The organism is Curtobacterium sp. MCSS17_016 (genome assembly GCF_003234255.2).
Taxonomy (GTDB): Bacteria; Actinomycetota; Actinomycetes; order Actinomycetales; family Microbacteriaceae; genus Curtobacterium; species Curtobacterium flaccumfaciens.
Genome location: NZ_CP126254.1, coordinates 1,505,676 through 1,529,551, shown reverse-complemented (window position 1 = coordinate 1,529,551; position 23,876 = coordinate 1,505,676). Strand labels below are relative to the sequence as shown.

The window sequence follows — 23,876 nt, the reverse complement described above, 5'->3', positions numbered from 1 at the left end:
GGACCCGAACGCCAGCGCCGCAGTCCGGGGTCAGATCAGGTCGTCGGTCAGGTGGTTCGGCGTGCCGAAGCGGTGCGCCGTGATGGACACCGCCTGCTCGCGGACGAAGGGCAGGATCTCGAGCCGCCCGGCCTCGGTCACGGGGCCGCCGTAGACCGCGACGTCCGGACGACCACCGACGGCCGAGTACAGCGCCGAGGTGTCGCCGCCGATGAGCCGCACCCGCGTCGACGGACCCGAGGCGACCGAGCTCGCGAAGGCCTCGTCGGACACTGTCTGCGACAGCGAGCGGACGATCGGCAGCGAACGGATCGCCGAGGCGACGGACGACGGCAGCGTCGCGGCCGTGGAGACCTCGATCGTCGTGCCGGCACGGAGCGCTGCGGCGACGACGCGGACGAGCTCAATCACGGAGGCGTCAGCGTCCGTGTCCGAGTCGGCGACCGCGGCCAGCCGCACCTGCACCGCCGGGAACGGCAGGTACCGGGCGATGTTCCGCTCGGCGGAGAGCGCCGAGACGTCGGTCGCGGTGCCGAACAGCGTCGACCACGCCTGCTCGTCGGACGCCAGCGCACGGTCGAGCATCGGCGACGCGACCTCGGCAGCCCGGGCGAACGCCGAGACCGGATCCGACACGGCGACACCGGACGCAGCGACCGCCGGTGCGGGCGTCCACGACCCGAGCCCGAGCAGGTAGTTCAGCCCACCGGCCTTCGTGCCGGCGCCCACGGCCGACTTCTTCCACCCGCCGAACGGCTGGCGGCGGACGATGGCGCCCGTGATGCCGCGGTTGACGTAGAGGTTGCCCGCCTGGATCCGCGACAGCCACGTGCCGATCTCGGCCGGGTCGAGCGAGTGCAGGCCCGAGGTCAGGCCGTAGTCGACCTCGTTCACGATGTCGATCGCCTCGTCGAGCGAGTCCGCGGTCATCATGCCGAGGATCGGGCCGAAGTACTCGGTGCGGTGGAACTCCGAGCCGCGGCGGACGCCCTGTCGGACACCCGGGCTCCAGAGCTTGCCGGTCTCGTCGAGCTGCTTCGGCTCGACGGCCCAGGACTCCCCCGCGCCGAGCTTCGTCAGGCCGTCGAGCAGCTTGCCCGAGGCCGGCTCGATGACGGGACCCATCTGCGTCGCGGCGTCGGTCGGGTACCCCACCGTGAGCGAGGCCACCGCGTCGAGCAGCTGGTTCCGGAAGCGCTTCGACTTCGCGACCGAGCCCACCATGACGACGAGGGACGCGGCCGAGCACTTCTGGCCGGCGTGCCCGAACGCCGACGCAACGACGTCCTTCACGGCGAGGTCGAGGTCGGACGACGGCGTGACGATCACGGCGTTCTTGCCCGAGGTCTCGGCGAGCAGCGGCAGGTCGGGGCGGAACGAGCGGAACAGCTCGGCCGTCTCGTACGCACCGGTGAGGATGACCTGGTCGACCATCGGCGACGCGATGAGCTGCTGCCCGAGGTCGTTCTCCGACACCTGCAGGAACGCGAGCACGTCGGCCGGGGCCCCGTGGGCGTCGAGCGCGGTCTCGATGATCGAGGCGAGCACGGCGCCGGAGCGCTCGGCGGGCGGCGCGGGCTTCAGCACGACGGCGGACCCGGCCGCCAGCGCGGCGAGGGTCGATCCGGCGGGGATCGCGACGGGGAAGTTCCACGGCGGCGCGACCAGGGTCAGCGCAGCGGGCGTGAAGGTGGCGCCGTCGACGTCGTCGAGCGAGGACGCCAGGGTGCCGTAGAAGTGCGCGAAGTCGATCGCCTCGGACACCTCGGGGTCGGCCTGGTCGATGGTCTTGCCGGTCTCCGACGCCATGACCTCGATGAGCGCAGCGCGGTTCGCCTCGAGTGCGTCGCCGACGGCGTGCAGCACGGCACCACGCGCACCACCGGACCAGGTCCCCCAGACCGCACCGGCGGCCCTGGCGCGGCCGAGCGCGGAGTCGAGGGCCGTGGCGGAGTCGACCCGGGCCTCCTGGACGGCGCGGACGCCGAGCGTCGACGAGGCGACCCGTGCGGTGATGGCGTCGCCCCAGGCGCGGACGGCGCCGACCGAGGGGTCACTGTCCGGGGTGTTCTCGAAGTGGCCGGGGCCGGGGCGGCCGACGGCGGCGTAGCGGTCGGCGACACGGTGGGAGGCCGGCGCTTCGAGACCCTCGGGCGTCGCGAGCGGCACCAGGGAGGCGCGGAAGCGCTCCTCTTCGCGGGCGAACAGTGGCGGCGAGGACACCAGCGAGAAGACCGCGGACATGAAGTTGTCCTGCGAGGCGCCCTCTTCGAGACGGCGGATCAGGTAGGCGATCGCGACGTCGAACTCGCCCGGGTGGACGACCGGCGTGTAGAGCAGGAGCGAACCGACGGTGTTCTTCACGGCCGACGCCTGCCCCTGCGCCATGCCGAGCAGCATCTCGAACTCGATGCCGTCCCGCACGCCGCGCTCACCGGCGAGGAGCCAGGCGTGGGCGACGTCGAACAGGTTGTGCCCGGCGACACCGACGCGGACGTTCTCGACGCGCGACGGGGTGAGCGCCCAGTCGAGCACGCGCTTGTAGTTGGTGTCCGAGTCCTGCTTGGTGTGCCAGGTGGCGAGCGGCCAGCCGTGGACCGAGGCCTCGACCTGCTCCATCGGCAGGTTCGCGCCCTTCACCAGACGGACCTTGATGCCGGCGCCACCGCGGGCACGGCGGGCGGCGGACCACTCCTGTAGCTCCTGCATCGCGGCGAGCGCGTCGGGCAGGTACGCCTGCAGCACGATTCCGGCTTCGAGGCCGAGGAACTCGGGCTCGTCGAGGAGCTTCGTGAAGACCGCGATGGTGAGGTCGAGGTCCTTGTACTCCTCCATGTCGAGGTTGATGAACTTGGCCGGGGTGGCGGCGGCGGCACGTTGGAAGAGCGGTCGGAGCTGCTCGACGATGTCGTCCACCGCGTGGCCGAACGCCCACGGCGAGTGCGGGTGCACGGTCGAGGACACCTTGATGGAGACGTAGTCGACGTCGTCGCGGGCCAGGAGCTTGTGCGTGCCCTCGAGTCGGCGGGCGGCTTCGCGCTCGCCCAGGACGGCCTCGCCGAGCAGGTTGACGTTGAGGCGGACGCCGTCGCGCTTGATGCCGGCGATGGCCGGGCCGAGCTTGGAGTCGGTGGCGTCGACGATGAGGTGGCCGACCATGTTGCGGAGGACGCGTCGAGCGATGGGGACCACGACGTTCGGCAGCATCGGGGCCATGCCGCCGCCGAGCCGGACGAGTCCGCGGAGCGCGGCGGGCAGGAACCCGGGGGCGTCGGGGGCGATCTGGCGGAGCTTGCGGGCGGCGACGGCGAGGTCTTCCGGTCGCACGACCCCGTCGACGAACCCGACGGCGAAGTCGAGTCCGGCGGGGTCGGCGAGTACGCCGGCGAGCTGCTTCGCGGAGCCGTCGACCGGGTAGGTCTCGGCCTCGGCGAGCCACTGTCGGACGAGCGCGACGGACTGGTCCGCCAGGGCGTCGTGGTCGATGGCGGAGTCCTCGTGCAGCGTCGTCATGGGTTCAGTGTGGAGGTCGGGGATGCGGTAGCGGAAGTGAGCGTTCCTGATGGATACCGTTCAGTTCCGCTACCGTTCCGGTCCTGATCCGGCTAGCGTCGGACCATGCTCGACGTCCGCCGTCTCGTGCTCCTCCGTGAGCTGTCCATCCGCGGCACGATCGCAGCCGTCGCCGAGGCCGTGAACTTCACCCCGTCGGCGGTCTCGCAGCAGCTGAGCGCCCTGGAGCGGGAGGCCGGCGTGCACCTCCTCCGCAAAGCCGGTCGTCGGCTCCAGCTCACCCCGCAGGCCGAGGTGCTGGTGGCCGCAGCGGGCCAGGTGCTCGACGTCCTCGAGCACGCGCAGTCACAGGTCGAGGACACCCTGTCGTCCGTGCAGGGGCGTGTGCGGGTCGCGGTGTTCCAGTCCGCGGCTCTCGCCCTGATGCCGAGCGCCCTGCACGAGATGGCCACGGAACACCCCGACGTCCGGGTCGAGATGGTCCAGCGGGAACCGGAGACCGCACTGAACGAGACGTGGGCCCGTGACTTCGACATGGTCATCGCCGAGCAGTACCCGGCGCACGCCGCTCCGCACCTGCCCGGGCTCGACCGCTCCGACCTGACGACCGACGCCGTCCGGCTCGCCCTGCCCCCGCTCGACACGGCCCTGCGCCCGGTGTCGTCGCTCGAGGACGCCCGCACCATGCCCTGGGTGATGGAGCCCCGCGGCACCGCGTCGCGGCACTTCGCGGAACAGGTCTGTCGGCGCTGGGGTTTCGAGCCCGACGTCCGGTACGAGACCGCGGACCTGCAGACGCAGATCCGTCTGGTCGAGTCGGGCAACGCGGTGAGCCTGATGCCGGACCTGATGTGGACCGGTCGGACGACGACCTGCCGGCTGCTCGAGCTGCCGGAGGGTCCCCGACGCACGATCTTCACCGTGGTGCGGTCCGCGGGGTCGTCGTCCCCGGCGGTCCGCGCACTCCGTGACGCGCTCGAGCGCGCGGCGGCGGCCGTCGGCGACTGATCCGCCGGCGCGCACGCCATCCGGCGCACTCCAGCCGACACGCACGCCAGCCAGCGCGCACGCGAGACGGCGCCGTGACCGGATCGAGACCTGTGCATCCGTCAGGATCTCGTCGACGCAGACATCTCCTGGATGAGGGCACCTCCCGGTGCCCCGACCGGCATCCGAGGGGGATCCCATGAACCAGCCCTGCACCTCCACCACGCGACGGGTCGCTGCCATCGGCGCAGCCGTCGCCATCGTCACCGCGTCGTCGGCGTTCGGCATCGGCGCCGCGACCGCCGTCGCGGCCGAGCCCACGGCCGCCACGAGCACGGCGACACCCGGTACGCCGGCCGAGCCCGGTACGCCGGCCGAGCCCGCCGCGCCCGTCGCGACGGTCGACACCGACGAGCAGCCGGGAGGCCCGTCCACCGACCCGACGCCGACTGCGGTCCCGGAAACGGCGGCACCAGAGCCCACGGCACCCACAGCACCGGCGACACCTGCGGCACCCGCGGCACCCGCGGCACCCGCGGCACCCGCGGCCGACGACGGCAGCGACCTCGCCTTCACGGAACCGTCCACCGCCGAGGACCCGATCGAGCTCACCGCCACCAGCGGCACGCCCTTCACACGCACCTTCGAGACCACCGGCGGCGACGGCACCGTCGGCTACGCCATCCAGGACGCCCCGTCCTCCGACTACTGGGTCAACATCGACACCGGCGTCCTGAGCGGCGACCCGAAGGAGGCCGGGACCTTCCGGTTCCAGGTCGTCGCCCTGAGCGGCTCGACCGAGATCACGCAGTACGTCGAACTGACGGTCGCACCCGGCGACCCCGTGGGCGTGACGTTCGGCGTCGCCACCCCCGACTACAACGGGCTGTGGCAGGTCGAGACCGACGGCACGATCTGGGAACAGGCCGCCGGTCAGGGCCGCGTCCGCATCGTGCCGAGCATCCCCGTCGCCGAGGACACCCCGCTCACGCTCGCCGGGCTGGCGGTCGACGCGTACGGCAACCGGACCACGCCGGGTCCGGACTACCCCCGGTCGACCGTCACGAGCACGGACGACTCCGACTCGGCGGTGTGGAACGACGGGGACTCCTCGAACACCGTGACCTTCGGCGGCACCGGCACCCGGACCGTGACGGTCTCCGAAGGGGGCGTCTCCACGTCGTTCGAGGTCGTCGTCGGCGCCGAGGACACCGACGAGCCCGCCGCCCCGGACACCATCACGTTCACCGAGCCCTCGACGCCCGAGTCACCCATCCGCATGGAGACCACCGCGGGCGAGCAGATCGAGCGCACCTTCACCGCGACGGGGTCGTCGACGGAGCTGCACTACGTCCTGCTGACCGGCCCGACGGCGTTCCCCGTCCCCGGCAACGAACATCCGATCGCACCGCTCGGCCTCGCCGTCGGCGACACGAGCGGGGTCCTGAGCGGCGCCCCGACGGTGGCCGGCGAGTACGACTTCCAGGTCATGGCGATGAACGGGTCCCGCGCTGCCACCCAGTACGTCCACCTGTCCATCCGTCCCGCCGCGACGGAGGAACTCAGCCTGCTCGTCGGCACGATCGGGTCACCGAAGGGGTGGCTCCGCGACGCCGAGGGCCTGCGCGAGATCTTCGCGGAGAGCCCGAAGTCGATCCCGGTCGACGCCGTCCCGGTGGCCCAGGGGGCGACGATGGTCGTCCGGGTGACGGCCCTCGACGCCTTCGGGAACAGCACGAAGGAGTCCGACGGCGCGCAGCCCGTCGTGACGAGCAGCGTGGCCAGCGACGAAGTGACGCTGCCGTACGGCGAGTGGGAGCCCCGCGTCGGGTTCCCGCACGCCTCGCCGCACACCATCACGGTCGCCCTCGGTGACGTCTCGACCACGTTCGACGTGGACGTGCGGCCGTCGGTCGCGACCGTCGGCGACACGACCCCGACGGCCGGCGGCGGTGGCCACCTCGCCTACACGGGCGCTGACGCCTCCGGGCCGCTCGCGTGGGCGCTGGGCCTGCTCGCCGCCGGCGGCGGTCTGCTGGTCCACCGTCTGCGTCGCCGTCGCGCCTGAGACGCGACCCCGGACGGACGGGAGGCGCGGTGCGGGCCCGCACCGCGCCTCCCGTCCGTCCTTCCGAGCCCACAGGGCGCGCCGGGCGTTCGGGGGTCCGGCGGTTTCCCGCACGCACCCCCAACCCGGGTCACATTCCGGTGAATCGTCACAGCCCGGCAACGTCATCCCGCTACGATCCGAGAACGCCGACATTCTCGGCAAATTCACATGATCTGGGCGATGAGCCCGGACCGAATCCCTGGGGGATCCCGTGCACCGCAGCACCTCCACCGTCCGTCGCGCCTGCGCCGTCGGCACCACCGTCGCCCTGGTCGGCCTGACCACCGGCCTCGGCATCATGACCGCGACGGCCGCCAACGCCGAGACGCTCGACACCACGCAGCCGATCGTGGCCGCCGAGACGCCGGCCCCGACCCCGGCCGAGGGCAGCGAGACGCCCACGCCGACGGACCCGCCCGTCGAGACCGCGCCCGAGACCCCGGCTCCGGCCGAGGAAGCCCCGGCGCCCACCCCCGAGGCCACCGAGCCCGCCGCGCCGGAGACCACCGCGCCGGCCGCCACCGAGGCTCCGAAGCCGACCGAGACCCCGAAGCCGGACGTCACGGCCAAGGCCGCCGACGCCGCCATCACCATCGAGGGCACGGCCAAGGTCGGCACCCGACTCGTCGCCGTCGTCACCGGCTTCGACGACGAGGCGGGGTACAAGTACTCCTGGACCGACCAGGACGGCAACGTCCTGTCGAAGGCCGCGAGCTACGTCGTCGACCCGACCGACGTCCGCAAGACCATCACGGTCGCCGTCACGGGCACGCTGCCCGGCGCGACCGAGACCTCCACGGTCGAGTCCGAGGCGACCGCCGCCGTGACCCAGGCCCCGGCGTTCCTCGGCGAGGACGGCCAGCCCACCAAGGCCGGTGCCACGCAGGACAGCCCGCTCGAGCTGAGCACCGCCGCCGGTGACGCCTTCTCGCACACCTTCCGTGCGCAGGGCTTCCCGGAGCCGAAGTACAGCCTCGCCTGGTTCGACGAGGACGACGCCGAGTACGCGGAGGAGTACCCCGAGGACGAGATGTCCCCCGCGGACCAGCTCCCCGACGGCCTCACCTTCGACGCGTCGACCGGTGAGCTCAGCGGCGTCACGACCGAGGCGTGGGACTGGACCTTCGCCGTCACGGCGACCAGCGGCACCGAGACGACCACGCAGTACGTTTCGCTCAACGTCGAGGCCGGTGCGCCGCTCGGCTTGTTCGTCTACACGACCGACCGCGCCGGAGCCTTCGACTTCGACGAGAACGACACCAAGAAGCGCACCACCTGGATCATCGACCCGGACGGCAAGGTCTACACCGTCGTCACGCAGGGCGACGGCGACGGTGGCCAGGTCGGCACCGAGATCGACGGCGGTCGCCCCACGATCAAGCAGGGCGGGACGCTTATCGTGACCGGCACGGTCGTCGATCGGTTCGGCAACGAGGTCCTGGGCGAGGACGACGAGTCGATCACGCCCACCGTGACGTCGGACGTCTCGACCGACGTCATCGCCGCCGACCCCGAGATCGGTGAGTTCGGCTTCATCGGCGTCACGTTCCCGCACGCCTCGATCCACAACCTCACCGTCGCCGCCGGCGATTTCGCCACCTCGTTCGCCGTGGACGTCCAGCCGACCGCGGTCGCCGGCATCGCCGACCCGACCCCGGTCGCGCCGGCAGCGGCCCCGGTCGCCCCGGTCAACACCGGCGGCCAGCTCGCCTACACCGGTTCGGACACCACCGACGCGCTGCCGTGGGCCCTGGGCCTGCTCGTCGCCGGTGCCGGCCTCATCGGCGCCCGCTTCGCGCGTCGTCGTCGCGCCCAGCGCTGACACCCTGAGACGTCTCCCGTCCGTCGCGTGCCCGCGCGGTGGACGGGAGGCCCGTGACGGCCCCGCCTGCTCCTCCACCGGAGCAGGCGGGGCCGTTTCGCATCCGCGCCCGGCCGGGTCCGCGCCGGTAGCGTTGGCGACATGCCCACGCTGCTGCACATCGACTCCTCGGCCGACCTGTCCCACTCCCGCTCGCGCGCACTGACCGCGGCCTTCGCCGACGCCTGGCGCGCCCGCGGCCCGGAGTACACGGTCGTCCGACGGGACCTGCACGTCGACCAGCTCCCCCACCTGGAGAGCTCGGCGCTGCACTGGGCCGCCGCCGACCGCACCGCCGAGGAGACCGTCGCGCCCGAGGCCGAGGCCCTTCGTCAAGAGGTCATCGACGAGCTCCTGGCCGCCGACGTCGTCGTGGTGGGTGCGCCGCTGTACAACTACACCGTGCCGTCGACCCTGAAGGCCTGGATCGACCGCATCCACGTCCCCGGCATCCTGACCGGCGGCGTGCAGCCCCTGGCCGGACGACCCGTCGTCACCGTGGTGAGCCGCGGCGCGACCTACGACGCTGGCACCCCGACCGAGGGCTGGGACCACGGCTCCCCCGTCCTGCACATCGTGCTCGGCACCGCGCTCGGCATGAAGCTGTACCCGATCACCGTCAGCGCGACCCTGGCCGACCGGCTGCCGGACCTCGCACCGCTGGCCGACCACGCCGGCGCGGAGTTCGCCGACGCGAAGACGACGATCGAGCGCCTGGCGACGACGCTCGGCTGACCCGCGCGGCCGCGGCGTTCGTCAGGCGGGCCGCACCTCGTCGGCCCGCCCGAGCAGCTCCGCGTGGAAGGCCGTCTGCGTCAGCGCGCTCGCGAGCAGGAACCCGGTCATCGACTCGATCCCGCCGCTGAAGGGCACCCGGGCGGCGACCTCGAACAGCGTCGGACGGTCCAGTGCGTCGAGGGCCGCGGCGACGTGGCGCGAGCGTTCCTCCCGGTGCCGAGCCAGGGTCTGCGCGCGGGTGACGACGTCGCGGAACCGGTACTCGTGCCCCGGGCAGACCTCGAGGTCGGCGTACGGGTCGAGCCGCGCGAGGGACGCCAGGTAGTCGCCGAGCGGGTTCGTCCTGGTCCGGCCGCCGAGTCCGATGCCGGAGTTGATCCGCGGCAGCACGTGGTCGCCGGAGAACAGCAGGCCGTCGGCCTCGTCGAGGAAGCACACGTGCCCGCTCGTGTGCCCCGGGGTCCACAGCGCGCGGATCTTCCGACCGGGGATCGGCAGCAGGTCGCCGTCCCCGAGCAGCACGTCCGCGTACGGCGCCTCGATCCGGCCCATCCCGATCCGGCGTCCGCTGCCCCACGCCTCGACGACCCCGGCCTGCAGGTGCTCGGGCAGCCCCCACGTCGCGATGTCCGCGTCGTTCCGCTCGGCGTCGGCGCGTTCCCGTTCGAGCGCACGGACCTCGAGGCCGTGCATCGCCACACGTGCACCCGTCGCCCGTCGGATGGCCGCCGCGGCACCCAGGTGGTCGGCGTGCAGGTGCGTCACGGCCACGAGCGACACGTCGTCCAGGGTCCGTCCGATCGCGGCGAGCCCGTCCCGCAGCTCGGCGAGCCCGCCGTCGGCCGACCACCCGGGGTCGATCACCGCGAGCGAGCCGTCCGACCCCTCGACGACGTACACGAGGGTCGCGTCGGGCACCCCGAACCGGAACGGCACCGCGAGGGTCCAGATGCCCGGCCGGACCTGCTCGACGGGTGGCAGGACGCCGTCGCGGAGCGCGGCGGCCTGCACGGGGCTGATCGGTTCCGGGGCCGGCGCTGCCGGCGGGGGCACGGTCGTCACGCCGGCCACCCTACCGACGCTGGCCGACCTGCCCGGCGACGGCCCTGGTCCCGACGCATCGTGAGCAGAAATGGTCGGGTGCGGGCACTGGACCCGACCATTTCTGCTCACCGAACGCACGTGCCGGGCGGAGCACGGGCCTCCAGGCAGACGGCGCAGGCCGCGCCGACAGCCCCCGCGACGCTCGCGAGTAGACAGGACCCATGGAGATCGCACCGATGCTCGCCAAGGCCGTCGCCACCGTCCCCGACCCGGACAGCACGAAGGGCGGGCTGCGGTACGAACCGAAGTGGGACGGCTTCCGCGGCATCGTGACCATCGACGGTGACGACGTCGAGATCGGGAGCCGCGGCGCCAAGCCGCTCACCCGGTACTTCCCCGAGCTCGTCGAGGCGTTCCGCGCGCAGTTCGGCGGGCGCGACCACCCGGTCGTCCTGGACGGCGAGGTGATCCTGCGTTCCGGCGAGCCTGGTGCCGAGCGCCTCGACTGGGATGCCCTGTCGCAGCGCATCCACCCGGCGGCCTCACGGATCGCCAAGCTCAGCGCCGAGACGCCGGCGCAGTTCGTGGCCTTCGACCTGCTGGCGGTGGACGGCGAGGAGCTGGTGGACCGCCCCTTCGACGAGCGCCGCGAGCGCCTGGAGCAGCTCGGCGACGCGATGACCGACCCGCTCTTCGTCACCCGCACCACCCTCGACGTCGAGCAGGCGCGCGAGTGGCTCACCACGTTCGAGGGCGCCGGGCTCGACGGCGTCGTCGCGAAGCCCCGAGCGCGGCCGTACGAACCGAACAAGCGCTCGATGCTCAAGATCAAGCACCACCGCACCGCCGACGTCGTCGCCATCGGCTACCGCGTGCACAAGAGCGGCTCCGGCGTCGGGTCGCTGCTCGTCGGGCTGTACGACGCGGACGGCGAGCTCCGCCAGGTCGGCGGCGTCTCCGCCTTCTCCGACAAGCGCCGGGCCGCGTTGATCGACGAGCTCGAGCCCGTCGTGCTCCGCGATGCGGACGGGAGGCCCGTCACCGGTGACGGGGAACGGTCGCGGTTCTCGTCGGGTCGCGACACGTCGTTCGTCCGGCTGGCGCCAGAGCTGGTGCTCGAGGTCCGGTACGACCAGATGGAGGCCGACCGGTTCCGGCACACCGTGCAGTTCGAGCGGTGGCGGCCCGACCGCGACGCGACGTCGTGCGGGTTCGAGCAGCTCGAGGTGCCGAGTGCGTACGACCTGAACGACGTGCTGTCCTGACGACGGAACGCACTGCGGTGTCCGTTTGTCGCTGTTCTGTCACGTTCGGGGAAAAGTAGTTAGCCGAACTAGCGAAGCCGTGCCAGGATGATCTCAGCAGCACGAGGCGTCCAGTCTGGATGCCCGGATCGGAGCGGATCGACATGAGCACCAGCACGCTTGTCCGCCACCCTCGGCGGAGCCCCTTCACAGAAGTCCGAGAGGCACGGCGCCAGCGCGTCCTGCAGCTCAGCGCGGTCATCAGCGCCATCGCCGGCGTGACCGCCACGGCGCTCGCACTCGTCACGGTCGGACTCGGCTCGTGATCGTCGACGGCATCACCGACGTGCACCGCGGCACCTGGTCGCGGCTCACCCGCTTGCACACCGCGAGCGTCGGGCTGCCGACGCACACCACCCGCGTCGAGGACCCGGACCGCCAGCGGGACGTCTCCTCCGCAGCCTGACGTTCGGCCGCTGGGCCTCAGCTCGGCTTCTTCGCCCGCGAGGGCTGCACGCGCGGCGGCTCCCCCGGCATCTTCGGGAAGTCCGGCGGGAACGGCAGCTCACCCTCGCCGTTCGCCAGGTCCCGCTCCCACCACTCGAGCAGCGGAGCGATGCTGCCCGGCTGCTCCCCCATCGACTCCCACGGGTCGCCCGTGGTCCGCAGCCGCTCCGGCACCGTGCGGATCGTGAAGGTCGTCGGGTCCGCGGTGCGCAGTTCGTCCCAGGTGATCGGCGTGGACACCGAGGCGTGTGCGAGAGCTCGGGGACTGTAGGCACCGGCCATCGTGCGGTCGCGGTTCGCCTGGTTGAAGTCGACGAAGATCCGCTGTCCTCGCTCTTCCTTCCACCACGCCGTCGTGACCCGGTCGGGCATCCGGCGTTCGAGCTCGCGCGCCGCAGCGATCACCGCGTGCCGGACCTCGAGGAACTCGTGCTCGGGGCGGATCGGCGCGAACACGTGCAGGCCGCGGTTGCCGCTCGTCTTGATCCAGGTGGTCAGGCCGACCTCGTCGAGGACCTTCCGCAGCTCCTCGGCCACCGGCACGGTGTCGCCGAAATCGGTCCCGGGCTGCGGGTCGAGGTCGATGCGGAGCTGGTCCGGGTGGTCGCTGTCCTCGGCACGAGAAGCCCACGGGTGGAACACCACCGTGTTCATCTGTGCGGCCCACACCGCCACGGCCGGCTCGTCGATCACGAGCTGCGGGTGCGACCGGGCACTCGGGTAGGTCACCGTCACCGAGCGGACGTAGTCGGGGGCTCCCTTCGGCGGGTTCTTCGAGAAGAACTGCTCGCCGTCGACGCCGCCGGGGAACCGCTGCAGCGAGATCGGCCGGTCGCCGTTCGCCCGGACGAAGGCGTCGCCCACCGTGACGAGGTACTCCGCGAGGTCGAGCTTCGTGATGCCCGCCTCGGGCCAGAGCACCCGCGAGGGGCTGCTGATCCGGACCTCGCGGTCACCGTCGGGCCCGGGCACCCGCACCGTCGTCGCTTCGCTCGCCATGCAGCGGACCGTACACGCGTGCCGGCCGCCCGCCCGCAGCCGGGACCGCTCTTGCTCCCGCAAGACACCGGTGTTCCCTGGTCGAACACGCGCACGCCGGTGTTCAGCGCGCGGACACCGGTGTCTTGCGGCCAGGGTCGGCAGGATGGGCGGGTGAACGCGTACCTCGGCATCGACCTGGCGTGGGGGCTCGGCTCCGAGCGGAAGGCCGCGAACGAGACCGGGCTGGTCGCGATGGACCACGACGGCACGCTCACCGACGCCGGGTGGGCCCGCGGGGTCGACGCCGTCACCGACTGGATCGCCGAGCACCTCGGGCCACGATCCCTGATCGCCGTGGACGCCTCGCTCGTCGTGACGAACCCGACGGGCATCCGCGAGTCCGAGCGGCAGGTCGGGCAGCGGTACGGCCGGTGGAAGGTCGCGGCGAACCCGACGAACCAGGCATCGGCGGCGAGCGCCGGCGCAGCGCTGCTCGACCGGCTGACCGCGCTGGGCGTGGGGTACGTCTCCGACACGGACTCGATGCGCCGACGCACCGGTCCGGCGATGTTCGAGTGCTACCCGTACACGACGCTGGTCGGCGTGGAGGAGCTCGGGTACGACGTGGAACGACCCCGGTACAAGCGGCTCGACCTCCGGATCCCTGCCGCCGAGGCTCGTGCCCGTCGCGCCGAGGCCTTCGACGAGCTGGTGCTGCGGCTGCGCGAGACCCCGCTCGACCCGCCGCTGCTGCTCGACTCGCACCCGCTGACGCGGCGGCTCGCCGACCCGTCGGTGCTGCACGGTCCGACCCACAAGCACCGCGAGGACCTGCTCGACGGTGCCCTGTGCGCGTGGACGGCGGCGTTCTGGGAGCGACACGGCGACCAGCGCGTGCAGATCCTAGGAGGTGATCCAGCCCTCCCCACCGACCCGCTGGACGAGGCGGGCCGCCGGCCCGTCGTGGTGGCGCCCGCGCGCCCGTCGCAGCGGAGGCCGCGCGGCTAGGGTTGAGCGGTGAGCACGACGACCGAACCCCTGCACATCGGGCTGGTGTCGCTGCACACCTCCCCCGGCGACGAACCCGGTTCGGGCGAGGTCGGCGGCATGAACGTCGTCGTCCGGCACCAGGCCGAGGCGCTGGCCGACCTGGGCCACCACGTGGACATCATCACGCGCCGGTCCGCCCCGACGCAGCCGGACTCGGTGTCGCTCGTGCCGGGCGTGTGCCTGCGGTTCCTGTCCGCGGGGCCGGCCGAGCCGGTGCCGAAGGGCGAGCACGACGCGTTCATCGAACCGTTCCGCCACGAGCTGGAGCAGCTCGGGCCGTTCGACGTCCTGCACTCGCACCACTGGTTCTCCGGCGCGGCCGCGCTGCCCGTCGCCCGCGAGCGCGGCATCCCCCACGTGCAGTCGTTCCACTCAATCGCCGCCGACCCGGCCACACCGCTGTCCGAGGGCGAACGTCCCGAGTCGGCGGGCCGCATCGCCGGCGAGGAACTGCTCGCCCGCGAGTCTGACGCCGTCGTCGTGGTGTCCGAGGCAGAGGCCTCGACCGTGCGCACCCGGCTCGGCGGCGACGACGCCCGCATCTGGATCGTGCCGCCGGGGGTCGACGGCTCCGTCTTCCGCCCCGCCGCCGTCGGTGCGCGCCGCGCCGCCACCCCCTACGTCGTCGCGGCGGCGCGCGTGCAACCCCTCAAGGGCCTGGACCTGGCGATCGAGGCGATCGCTGACATCAGCCTGGAGGCCCGCCCCACCTTGGTCATCGCGGGCGACGTCTCGAGTGAGGCGGGCGACTACGTGGACGAACTGCGTCGGCTCGCCGACGCGCGGGGCATCGCCGACCACGTCACCTTCATCGGGCCGCAGTCGCGTGCCGACCTGGCGTTCCTGTTCCGTGGCGCGGCAGCCGTGCTCGTGCCGTCACACTCCGAGACGTACGGGCTCGTCGCGCTCGAGGGCTCCGCTTCCGGGGTGCCGGTCGTGGCCGCCGCTGCCGGGGGCCTGCGTGAGGCCGTGGTCGACGGGGAGACGGGCGTCGTGCTCGAGTCCCGTGACCCGCAGGAGTGGGCGGCCGAGATCGAGCGGATCCTGACGGATGCGCCGTACGCCGCCGGGCTCGCCGCTGCCGGGCGGGAGCACGCGGAGCGCCTGAGCTGGGAGCGGTCGGCCGCGGGACTCGAGGACGTCTACCGCCGGGTGCTCGGGCGCTCGTGAGCGGGACGGGCGGCCGGTTCGCCGCGTTCTGGGCGGCGCTCGACGCCGTGCCCGTCGAGTCTGACGCCGAGGCGCTCTACGACGTCGGATCGCCCGAGGGACGACTCCGGCGAGCGAACCTGACGCGGTACCTGGAGCAGTCCGGGCCGGGGGCTGACACGTTGCTCGTGGCCGAGGCACCGGGGTGGCGCGGCATGACGAACACGGGTGTGCCGTTCACGAGCATGCGCGAGCTCGGACCCGAGTACGGCGTCCCACCGGAGCCGACGGCACCGTGGGAGGCCTCGTCGCGCGTCGTGCACGCCGCGCTGGAGGGCTGGCGCGGTGCGCTCCCGGTGGCATGGGCGATCTTCCCGCACCACCCCTTCGTGGCACCGGACCGGCTGACGAACCGGACGCCGCGGCCCGCCGAGGTCCGCTCGGGAGCGCCCGTCGCCCTCGCGCTGCTGGAGGCCCTCGGCGGCGTGGACCGGGTCCGGGTGGTCGCCGTCGGTCGGAAGGCGCAGGGAGCACTCGCCCTGGCGGGCATCGAGGCGACCGCAGTGCGGCACCCGGCGCAGGGCGGCGCGAAGCAGTTCACCGAACAGCTGCGAGCGCTGGACCGCTAGCCGTCGGTCCGCCCGGTCCGCCCGGTCCGTCCCGCTCAGGCGGATCGGACCTCGACGCCCTTGGCCGCGAGCCGCTCGGCGACGTGGGCGGGCAGTGGTGCGGCGGCGTACACGGTGCGGAGTTCCGGCAGGTCGAGCAGGTCGTCCCAGTTCTGCGGGTCGAAGCGGTCGTCCGAGCCGTCCCAGCCGGGGTGGACGTCCTGCAGGACCTCGAGGTCGGAGTCCACGGTGATCTCGGTGACGAGCGACAGGTGCGACGGCAGCAGGTCGAGGTCGTCGTAGTACTCGCGCGCCCGGTCGTCCTGCCCGTCGACGTCGAGGTCCTCGTCGGTCTCGTCCTCGGCGTCCGGGTCGTAGGGGTCCAGGACGTCGAGGTCGTAGCAGAGGACGTCGAGCACCAGGAGCTTCGCGTTGAAGTCCGCGAACTCGATGGGCTCCTCGGTGGTGTTCGACTGCTGGTCCATGGCCGGAGCGTATCCGTCGCCGAGCGACCGTGTTGCGATCGCGAGAAACCTTCCTGTGGGACTGGACAGAAAGGCATTCCGCGCGCAAGGGTGACGCATGGCCACCACCAAGACGGACCGCCCACAGCAGGAGCAGCACGAGCTCCGCCGGGTCATCGGTCCCAAGCTCCTGCTGCTCTTCATCGTCGGCGACATCCTCGGCACGGGTGTCTACGCGCTCACCGGCCAGGTCGCGGCCGAGGTCGGCGGGGCAGCGTGGCTCCCCTTCCTCATCGCGTTCGCGGTCGCGCTGCTGACGGCCTTCTCGTACCTCGAACTCGTGACGAAGTACCCCCAGACCGCCGGTGCCGCCCTCTACGTGCACAAGGCGTTCGGCATCCACTTCGTCACCTTCATCGTGACGTTCATCGTGATGTGTTCCGGGATCACGTCGGCGTCGACGGCATCGCGGGCGTTCGCGGCGAACCTCGGCGCCGGGTTCGGCATCGAGCTGCCGAACGGCGTGGTGATGCTCATCGCGATGGGCTTCATGCTCGCGGTGATGTTCATCAACTTCCGCGGGGTGAGCGAGAGCGTCAAGACGAACGTCGTGCTGACGCTGGTCGAGCTGTCCGGTCTCGTCATGGTGATCCTGATCGGGTTCTGGGCGATCGCGGGCGGCAACGCGGACTTCTCGCGGGTCGTGATGTTCGAGACGCCGGAGGACAAGTCCCTGCTGCTGTCGATCAGCACCGCGACGTCGCTGGCGTTCTTCGCGATGGTCGGGTTCGAGGACTCGGTCAACATGGCCGAGGAGACCAAGGACCCCTCGCGCATCTTCCCGAAGATCATGCTCACCGGCCTCGGCATCACCGCCGTGATCTACGTCCTCGTGTCCATCTGCGCCGTGGCCGTGGTGCCGATCGGAGAGCTCGCCGGCAACGAGACCCCGCTCGTCACTGTCGTGCAGACCGCCGCGCCGGACTTCCCGATCGCCGACCTGCTGCCCTTCATCTCGATGTTCGCCGTCGCCAACACCGCCCTGATCAACATGATGATGGCGTCGCGCCTGCTCTACGGCATGAGCAAGCAGGGCGTGCTGCCGGGCTTCCTGTCCCGCATCTCCCCCGCCCGTCGCACCCCGTCGACCGCGATCGTCTTCACCACGCTCATCTCGCTGCTGCTGATCGGGTGGGTCTCGCTCGACCCCGACTCCCCCATCGTCGTCGTCCTCGGTGGCACCACTTCGCTGTTGCTGCTGACGGTGTTCGCCGTCGTCAACGTGACCGTGCTCGTGCTGCGCCGCGACAAGGTCGACCACAAGCACTTCCGCGCGGGCGTCATCATCCCGGTCATCGGCATCATCACGTGCCTCTGGCTCGTCCTGCCGTTCTCGTCCGGTCGTGACCCGCAGCAGTACCAGATCGCCGGCGCGCTGCTGGCCCTGGGCGTGCTGCTCTGGATCCTGACCTGGTTCACCCACGGACGGAAGCAGGCCGAGAAGGCCCCGACCGGACTCGTGACGGAGCCGACGAAGGTGCAGCGCCCGCCGCACGACCACCGCGACGTCTGATGGACGCGACCAGTGTCATCTGGACCGTCGTCATCGCGGTGATCGCCGCGCTGTCGCTGTCCGCCGGAGGCTGGCGCCTGCGTCGGGGTCGACGGGCCGACCGACGCGACCGGTGACCGCCGCGCACGAGTGACCCGTGACGGTTCTGGTTCGCGAAGCCCCCGCTTCGTGAACCAGAACCGTCACTCGTTGCCGGGGAGGCACCTTCCCCGCGGCGAGCAACCCGCGGCGAACCCCGAACGCCGAACGCCGAACGCCGAACCCCCGAACGGGCGATCACGGCGGGCCGCCGCAGGCTTCCCAGGAGGCGCCCGTACGCTCGTGCTGCTCTTCCCGCTCCGCCCGCCCAGCACCCGCCCAGCCCCTCGAGAGGTCCCGTCATGCGCCGTGTCGGCATCACCCTCGCCTCGGTGTTCGGCGCCGGGATCGTGGCGGTCGGCATCGGCGTGGTCGTCCTCGTGGTGATCGCGGTCAACTCGCTCGCCGGCATCGCGAAGTCGAGCGCCGCCACCCCGACGCCCGCGTGCCCGGCCGTCGCCTCGAAGACGATCGGCGGGATGGTCGTGCCGGCCGGCCCCGTCGGTGGTTTCTGCCAGGACCGCCTGGTGAACGCCGCACACGTGATCGAAGCCGCCCAGGCGCTCGGCATCGGCCCCCACACGCAGGCCGTCGGGGTGATGACCGCGATCGGCGAGTCGAGCCTGGTGAACCTGGACCACGGCGACGCCGCGGGCCCGGACAGCCGCGGCCTGTTCCAGCAGCGCGACAACGGCGCCTGGGGCACGTACGAGCAGCGGATGGACCCGTACACGGCCGCGACGATGTTCTACACGAAGCTCGTGAAGGTCCCCGGCTGGAAGACGATGAGCCCGACGCAGATGGCGCACGCGGTGCAGATCAACTCCGATCCGGACCACTACGCGAAGTCGTGGCCGCAGGCGAAGGCGATCGTCGAGGAGCTCACCGGCCAGGACGTGCCGGACGCCGCTCCCCAGGGCTGATCGCTCACGAGGCCACCGCCTGCGTCTCCTCGTCGAACTCGACGATCGCGGCTCCCCCGGAGTGCACGACGACCTGGGCGCGGAGCCGGACCGACTGCTCGTCGAGGGCACAGGCGCAGGCATCGACCCACTCCCAGTCCACCGGGTAGAGCCGCTCGGCGTCGGGGCGTTCCCACACGAGCACGACGTCGACGGCCCCGAGCTGCGCCACGATGTCGGCGACCAGGGCCGCGAAGTCGTCGACGTGTTCGTCCGGGGAGTACGGCAGGTCGGCGATCGGCAACAGGAACGGGATCGACATCCCGCGGTCGTCGAGGAACAGCACCCAGCACTGCCGGCGCAGCGGCCGTTCGACGACGGCTTCGACGAGTCGGACGACGTCGTCGTCGGTGCGGACGGGTTCACGGATCAGGCGGTCGAGCATCTCGGTGTCAGGCATGGCTCCAGCGTGGCGAACCGGAAGCCACCGCCCGAGGCGCGGTCCGGGTTCTGTGGAGAGCCGCTCCACGAACCCAGCCTGTGGAGGAAGAGTCCCTCAGATGCCATGCGTGACCGAGCTGTCGACGAGCAGCAGCGAGGCGAAGAACACCGCGACGATCGCCGCCATGCCGACGAGCACCACCGGCCAGGTCAGCCGACGCCGTACGAGCCGCAGCACGCAGACGGCGATGGTGGCGACCAGCACCGCCGCCACGATGATCGGTCCGACGACGACGACCGAGTCCCCCAGCGTCTCGTTGCAGGTGTTCCCCGGCGCCGCGCACGACACGAACGCCAGCGACATCAGTCTGATCCCCCACCCCGCTGCCAACGCACCGACCGTGAGCACGACGAGTAGCGCGGTGGACGCGACCACGTCCGCGACGCGAGCGCGTCCTGCCAGGGGGTGCCGGGCCTCCCGACCGAAGCGCGCCGGACCGGACCCGAGCGGATCCGGACCCGACGCAGGACCCGTCCCGGGACCCGTCCCTGGGGCCGGGCCGCTCTGCCGCGCGGGCGCGCCCATCAGGAGCGCCGGCCGCGCGTCGACCAGAGGGCGAGCGCGATGAGGACGGGCTGACCGAACAGGCGGACGAAGCGCTTCTCGTCGCTGTCCAGGCCGAAGGCGTCGCGCCGGTTGACCCACTGCGACAGGTTGCCGGGGAAGATCACCGTGAAGAACAGGGCCGCGACCGAGCCGACGAAGCGGCGGGTCGGCTTCGGGGCGAGCACCAGGGCCGAGCCGAGCGTGATCTCCGCGACCCCCGATGCGAGCACCGTCGTGTCGTCGTCCAGGGGGACGAAGTCGGGCACCTGCGCCGTGAACTCCTTGCGCGCGAAGGTGAGGTGACTCGTGCCCGCGACGACGAGGGCCAGGCCGAGCAGGACGCGGAAGAAGGAACGCATGCCTCCATGGTGCCCGTTCCCGCGACCGGGTGCCCGCGCTGCGCGACTCGGACGTGTTCGAAGCGAGGTTCACTCGCTAACATGCGGTCCATGGGAGCAGTCGCTCGAGACCACGAACCGCCGGCAGCCCCGGCGACCTTCGCGGTGGCGCTCGGACCGGTCGCGTTCTACCTCGGCATCATCGTGCCCGCGCAGTCGACCGTGCAGCACGTGCTGCTCGGTGCGGTGTTCGGGCTGGTCTGCGTGCTCAGTGGCTGGCGGGCGATCCGGATCGCCGGTCGTCGCCGGGCCGTGCAGGTGTGGTCGTGGATCGGCATCGTGATCGGGACGGCTGGGCTCGTCATGCTCGTCTGGCAGGTGCTCGTGATCGTGACCGGGGGCGCGTTCCCGCCGCCGTTCTGGTCGCCGTACGCCAACCGCTGACGCGGTCCGGCCGGGAGGCCCGGGTCGGGTCCGCCCCGTCGCGCGCGAAGCGGGTCGGTCCGGATCGGGGCCGCCCCGCCCGACGGCGCCGGGTCACCACCCGAGCGTGCCGGGCGCGCCCTTGAACGGTCCGACGATGTCCGCCGTGATCCAGCCGCCGTAGAAGTCGCCGTCCTGCGCCTGGACCCGTTCGCCGCCGACCTCGCACGAGTCCATCGCCGACGGGTAGATCGCGACACGTTCCCGCAGCGACTCGTAGCCGGGCACGGGCGTCGGGTAGTTCCAGGCGGCACGGCTCGCGACGGTCCCGTCACCGCCGACGACGTCGAAGTAGCGCGCCAGGCCCTTGAACTCGCACATGCTCGAGCCGGGTGCCCCGACGAGCGCGCCCTCGGCCAGGTCGGCCATCGGCAGGTAGTAGACCGGCGGGTGCGAGGTCTCGAGCACGCGGACGGCGTCGGTCGTGTCGGCGACGACCGTGCCGCCCAGACGGACGACGACGCGGGCGGTGACCCGCTCGACGGCGGGTGGGCGGGGGTAGTCCCAGACGGACTCCTGGCCGGGGCCGGGCTCGATCCTCTTCGGGTGGCGCATGCTCCAGGTGTACGCCCGGTGCCTGCGGTGCAGCCGCGTGCGTGCGCGCAATCGCCTCCGGGTGCACCATGGGCGGGTGACGACGACGACACGCACCCTGTTCCGACGGAAGCCCATCGAGACGATCGATGACGAGGCCGGGGGCGAGGGCGGCCTGAAACGGCACCTCGGTCTGTGGCAGCTCACCGCGATCGGCATCGGCGGCATCATCGGCGCCGGCATCTTCACGCTCGCCGGCACCGTCGCGAACGGCGTCGCCGGGCCCGCGGTGCTGATCAGCTTCCTGGTCGCCGGGGTCGCGAGCGCCGCCGCCGCCCTGTCGTACGCCGAGTTCGCCGGGCTCATCCCGAAGGCCGGCAGCGCGTACACGTACGGCTACGCGGTGCTCGGCGAGATCGTCGGGTGGTTCATCGGCTGGGACCTGCTGCTCGAGTACACGGCGATCGTGGCGGTGGTCGCGATCGGCATCTCCGGCTACGTGGGGTTCCTGGTCGGCCAGTTCGGCATCGACCTGCCCGCGTGGATGCTCGGCGCCCCGGGCACCGGTGACGGGCACGTGATCGACGTCTTCGCGATCGCGTTGTGCCTGCTCACCGCGTTCGTGCTGACGCGCGGCATCCGCAGCGCCGCCCGGTTCGAGTTCGTCGCCGTCGGCATCAAGGTGGCGCTCGTCGTGCTCATCGTCGTGCTCGGCGTGTTCCACATCAACAGCGCCAACTACTCCCCGTACTTCCCGTTCGGCTTCGGCGGCGTGATGACCGGTGCCGCGACCGTGTTCTTCGCCGTGTTCGGCTACGACGCCATGTCCACCGCGGCTGAGGAGTCCACCGACGCCCGCAAGCACATGCCGAAGGCGATCCTGCTGTCCCTCGGCATCTCGATGGTGCTGTACGTCCTGGCGACCCTCGTGCTCACCGGGATGCAGAAGTACACCGACATCGACCCGGCGTCGGGCTTCTCGTCGGCGTTCGCGTCGGTCGGGCTCGGCGGTGTGGCCAACGTCATCGCGATCGGTGCCATCGTCGGCATCGTCACGGTGCTGGTGACGTTCATGCTCGGTGCCTCGCGAGTCTGGTTCTCGATGAGCCGCGACGGCCTGATGCCGAAGTGGTTCGCGAAGACCGACCCGAAGCGGCACGTGCCGACCCGGGTGACGTGGATCCTCGGCATCGCGTCGGCGATCCTGGCCGGGGTGCTGCCGATCGGTGTCGTCGCCGAGCTCACGAACATCGGCATCCTGCTCGCGTTCGTGGTGGTGTGCTCGGCCGTGGTGGTGCTGCGCTACCGGCAGCCCGACCTGGACCGCCAGTTCCGGTTGCCGTTCATGCCGGTCATCCCGATCATCGGCGTCATCGCGTCGCTGTGGCTCGTCACGTTCCTGCAGTGGGAGACGTGGGTGCGGTTCGCGATCTGGTTCGCGATCGGGCTCGGCGTCTACTTCGGGTACTCGCGAAAGCACAGCAAGCTGGCCGAGCCGGCGAAGCGCTGAGCACAGCCGACGCCGCAGCCGACGCCGGCAGCGCCCGCGCCCCTCAGCGCCGCAACGTCTCCCGCGGGTACTCCCCGAACCGGTTCGCGTACACCGAGGCGAACCGTCCCATGTGCGCGAAGCCCCACCGCCGGGCGACGTCCGCCACCGAGGTGGCCTGCGGGTCCAGGATCCGCAGTTCCTCGTGCACCCGGCCGAGCCGCACCTCGCGCAGGTACGTCATCGGCGAGCGCTCGAACGCCCGCTGGAACGACTCCTGGATCCCGCGGATGCTCAGTCCAGCGGCCTCGGCGATGTCGGCGACGGTCAACGGCTGGTGGGCGTGCGCCTGGATGAACTCGACCGCGGCCCGGAGCCGTCCGTCGCTGCGGGTGCCGTAGCCCGCGGGGAACCGTTCGGCCTGCAGCGGGTACATGCGGAACAGGGCCCGGGCGACGTCACGCTGCGCCTCGTGCCAGGCTAGGGACTCGTCGCCCTCCTCGCGCAGCGCACGGAGCGCGCCGGACACGGCGGTCCGCCACAGGCCGACGGCGGTGAGGTTCGGCGCGGCGGTGGTGTCGAACGCCATGGTGCCGTCGACCAGGTGGTCCTCGGCGGCGACGTCGAGCACCAGGTCACGGCGCAGGTGCACCAGGCGCTGGTCCCAGTCCTGGTACTCCATCTCGAACCGGCGCTCGACGGGGAACAGCGTGGGGACGCCGGGCTGCATGCGGACCTCGTCGCGGCCGACGTCGACGCGGGCCTCGCCGCGTTCGAGCCACTGGACGACGACCTCGCCCTCGGTGGCGACGTCGCCGCGCAGGTAGCCGTGCATCTGGGAACGGCGGACGCTCAGTCGTTCGTCACCGACACCGACGTACTTGAACCAGTAGTCCTCGTCGAGGGCTCGGGAGTACCAGGCCTTGCCGGCGTACATGCCGGCGAGCGAGCTGATGGCTTCGTCGGTGTCCTGACCGGCCACGGCCACGAGTGAGCGCGGCGGGGCCGGTCGTGCAGCAGGCTCGGACCCCGGAGCGGGCGTCTGCGACTCGGTCGTGTCGGCCATCGGAACACCTCTCTCTCCTGGAGCAGAGCGGTGTGGTCACCTCCCGGTGGACCCCGGCCTGCCCTCTCACGCTAGGGAGCAGCGGGTGGACGTACAACCGGGTTGCGCT

The 23,876-nt window shown here is 71.9% G+C and carries 22 protein-coding genes and 1 pseudogene; 14 read left to right on the top strand and 9 right to left on the bottom strand.

Annotated features, from left to right (window positions below):
- Positions 1 to 30: 30 nt before the first annotated feature.
- Positions 31 to 3,513, bottom strand: a complete 3,483-nt coding sequence (locus tag DEJ19_RS07305) for a proline dehydrogenase family protein (protein WP_111233955.1) — start codon at positions 3,511 to 3,513, stop codon at positions 31 to 33.
- A gap of 105 nt (positions 3,514 to 3,618) precedes the next feature.
- On the opposite strand from DEJ19_RS07305, the gene DEJ19_RS07300 reads away from it, so the two are divergent.
- The 4 genes from DEJ19_RS07300 to DEJ19_RS07285 all read left to right on the top strand — a co-directional run bounded on the left by DEJ19_RS07300 (position 3,619) and on the right by DEJ19_RS07285 (position 9,206).
- Positions 3,619 to 4,521, top strand: a complete 903-nt coding sequence (locus tag DEJ19_RS07300; RefSeq protein ID WP_111233954.1) for a LysR substrate-binding domain-containing protein — start codon at positions 3,619 to 3,621, stop codon at positions 4,519 to 4,521.
- Between the two features lie 178 nt (positions 4,522 to 4,699).
- The gene (locus tag DEJ19_RS07295) at positions 4,700 to 6,568 is read left to right on the top strand and encodes a hypothetical protein (RefSeq protein WP_111233953.1); all 1,869 of its coding nucleotides are present in this window, start codon (positions 4,700 to 4,702) and stop codon (positions 6,566 to 6,568) included.
- Positions 6,569 to 6,821: 253 nt separating this feature from the next.
- A complete protein-coding gene (locus DEJ19_RS07290; protein ID WP_111233952.1) occupies positions 6,822 to 8,432 on the top strand; it encodes a putative Ig domain-containing protein in 1,611 nt (536 codons plus the stop codon).
- Between the two features lie 141 nt (positions 8,433 to 8,573).
- Positions 8,574 to 9,206, top strand: coding sequence for an FMN-dependent NADH-azoreductase (locus DEJ19_RS07285; protein ID WP_111233951.1), 633 nt, complete (start codon positions 8,574 to 8,576; stop codon positions 9,204 to 9,206).
- 21 nt (positions 9,207 to 9,227) lie between these two features.
- Here DEJ19_RS07285 and DEJ19_RS07280 read toward each other — a convergent pair whose 3' ends face one another.
- Positions 9,228 to 10,271: an MBL fold metallo-hydrolase gene (locus DEJ19_RS07280; RefSeq protein ID WP_181441604.1), complete on the bottom strand. Its 1,044-nt coding sequence runs from the start codon at positions 10,269 to 10,271 to the stop codon at positions 9,228 to 9,230.
- A 203-nt stretch (positions 10,272 to 10,474) separates the two neighbouring features.
- Between DEJ19_RS07280 and DEJ19_RS07275 the strand changes: the two genes are divergently transcribed.
- The 3 genes from DEJ19_RS07275 to DEJ19_RS07265 all read left to right on the top strand — a co-directional run bounded on the left by DEJ19_RS07275 (position 10,475) and on the right by DEJ19_RS07265 (position 11,963).
- Positions 10,475 to 11,518 (top strand): ATP-dependent DNA ligase, encoded by a 1,044-nt coding sequence (locus DEJ19_RS07275; RefSeq protein ID WP_111233949.1) that lies wholly within the window; start codon positions 10,475 to 10,477, stop codon positions 11,516 to 11,518.
- Positions 11,519 to 11,661: 143 nt separating this feature from the next.
- On the top strand, positions 11,662 to 11,823 hold the full coding sequence (locus tag DEJ19_RS07270; protein ID WP_163343780.1) for a hypothetical protein: 162 nt from the start codon (positions 11,662 to 11,664) through the stop codon (positions 11,821 to 11,823).
- Positions 11,820 to 11,963: a hypothetical protein gene (locus tag DEJ19_RS07265; RefSeq protein ID WP_181441603.1), complete on the top strand. Its 144-nt coding sequence runs from the start codon at positions 11,820 to 11,822 to the stop codon at positions 11,961 to 11,963. The genes DEJ19_RS07270 and DEJ19_RS07265 overlap by 4 nt, the downstream gene beginning before the upstream one ends.
- A gap of 17 nt (positions 11,964 to 11,980) precedes the next feature.
- On the opposite strand, the gene ligD is transcribed toward DEJ19_RS07265, so the two are convergent.
- A complete protein-coding gene (gene ligD, locus DEJ19_RS07260; RefSeq protein WP_111233948.1) occupies positions 11,981 to 13,003 on the bottom strand; it encodes a non-homologous end-joining DNA ligase in 1,023 nt (340 codons plus the stop codon).
- Between the two features lie 153 nt (positions 13,004 to 13,156).
- Between ligD and DEJ19_RS07255 the strand changes: the two genes are divergently transcribed.
- From DEJ19_RS07255 to DEJ19_RS07245, 3 genes are read left to right on the top strand one after another with little or no spacing between them, the layout of a single operon-like run.
- A complete protein-coding gene (locus DEJ19_RS07255) occupies positions 13,157 to 13,993 on the top strand; it encodes a DUF429 domain-containing protein (protein WP_111233947.1) in 837 nt (278 codons plus the stop codon).
- 9 nt (positions 13,994 to 14,002) lie between these two features.
- Positions 14,003 to 15,205: a glycosyltransferase gene (locus tag DEJ19_RS07250; RefSeq protein WP_111030293.1), complete on the top strand. Its 1,203-nt coding sequence runs from the start codon at positions 14,003 to 14,005 to the stop codon at positions 15,203 to 15,205.
- Positions 15,202 to 15,813 carry a uracil-DNA glycosylase gene (locus DEJ19_RS07245; protein ID WP_111093155.1) on the top strand — a complete coding sequence of 204 codons (612 nt, stop codon included), beginning with the start codon at positions 15,202 to 15,204 and terminating at the stop codon, positions 15,811 to 15,813. The genes DEJ19_RS07250 and DEJ19_RS07245 overlap by 4 nt, the downstream gene beginning before the upstream one ends.
- 35 nt (positions 15,814 to 15,848) lie before the next feature.
- Here the strand turns inward: DEJ19_RS07245 and DEJ19_RS07240 are convergent, their stop codons facing one another.
- Positions 15,849 to 16,277 (bottom strand): DUF6892 domain-containing protein, encoded by a 429-nt coding sequence (locus DEJ19_RS07240; protein WP_110865109.1) that lies wholly within the window; start codon positions 16,275 to 16,277, stop codon positions 15,849 to 15,851.
- Positions 16,278 to 16,374: 97 nt separating this feature from the next.
- Here DEJ19_RS07240 and DEJ19_RS07235 point away from each other — a divergent pair, with 97 nt between their 5' ends.
- Together DEJ19_RS07235 and DEJ19_RS07230 are read left to right on the top strand one after the other, a co-directional pair.
- Positions 16,375 to 17,829: an APC family permease gene (locus DEJ19_RS07235; RefSeq protein WP_071404196.1), complete on the top strand. Its 1,455-nt coding sequence runs from the start codon at positions 16,375 to 16,377 to the stop codon at positions 17,827 to 17,829.
- A gap of 380 nt (positions 17,830 to 18,209) precedes the next feature.
- The gene (locus tag DEJ19_RS07230) at positions 18,210 to 18,830 is read left to right on the top strand and encodes a hypothetical protein (RefSeq protein WP_071404197.1); all 621 of its coding nucleotides are present in this window, start codon (positions 18,210 to 18,212) and stop codon (positions 18,828 to 18,830) included.
- A gap of 4 nt (positions 18,831 to 18,834) precedes the next feature.
- Here the strand turns inward: DEJ19_RS07230 and DEJ19_RS07225 are convergent, their stop codons facing one another.
- From DEJ19_RS07225 to DEJ19_RS07215, 3 genes and pseudogenes are all read right to left on the bottom strand, one after another.
- Positions 18,835 to 19,269 (bottom strand): hypothetical protein, encoded by a 435-nt coding sequence (locus tag DEJ19_RS07225; RefSeq protein ID WP_111233946.1) that lies wholly within the window; start codon positions 19,267 to 19,269, stop codon positions 18,835 to 18,837.
- Between the two features lie 96 nt (positions 19,270 to 19,365).
- Positions 19,366 to 19,869, bottom strand: a pseudogene (locus DEJ19_RS07220) (DUF6264 family protein); the annotation flags it as partial.
- Positions 19,836 to 20,216 (bottom strand): DoxX family protein, encoded by a 381-nt coding sequence (locus DEJ19_RS07215; protein WP_111233945.1) that lies wholly within the window; start codon positions 20,214 to 20,216, stop codon positions 19,836 to 19,838. The gene DEJ19_RS07215 and the pseudogene DEJ19_RS07220, both read right to left, overlap by 34 nt.
- A gap of 90 nt (positions 20,217 to 20,306) precedes the next feature.
- On the opposite strand from DEJ19_RS07215, the gene DEJ19_RS07210 reads away from it, so the two are divergent.
- Positions 20,307 to 20,639, top strand: a complete 333-nt coding sequence (locus DEJ19_RS07210; RefSeq protein ID WP_111233944.1) for a hypothetical protein — start codon at positions 20,307 to 20,309, stop codon at positions 20,637 to 20,639.
- A gap of 93 nt (positions 20,640 to 20,732) precedes the next feature.
- Here DEJ19_RS07210 and DEJ19_RS07205 read toward each other — a convergent pair whose 3' ends face one another.
- A complete protein-coding gene (locus tag DEJ19_RS07205) occupies positions 20,733 to 21,233 on the bottom strand; it encodes a DUF427 domain-containing protein (RefSeq protein WP_181441602.1) in 501 nt (166 codons plus the stop codon).
- 76 nt (positions 21,234 to 21,309) lie between these two features.
- Between DEJ19_RS07205 and DEJ19_RS07200 the strand changes: the two genes are divergently transcribed.
- On the top strand, positions 21,310 to 22,722 hold the full coding sequence (locus DEJ19_RS07200; protein WP_017886540.1) for an amino acid permease: 1,413 nt from the start codon (positions 21,310 to 21,312) through the stop codon (positions 22,720 to 22,722).
- Between the two features lie 43 nt (positions 22,723 to 22,765).
- On the opposite strand, the gene DEJ19_RS07195 is transcribed toward DEJ19_RS07200, so the two are convergent.
- Positions 22,766 to 23,767: a helix-turn-helix transcriptional regulator gene (locus DEJ19_RS07195; RefSeq protein ID WP_111233942.1), complete on the bottom strand. Its 1,002-nt coding sequence runs from the start codon at positions 23,765 to 23,767 to the stop codon at positions 22,766 to 22,768.
- Positions 23,768 to 23,876: the final 109 nt, after the last annotated feature.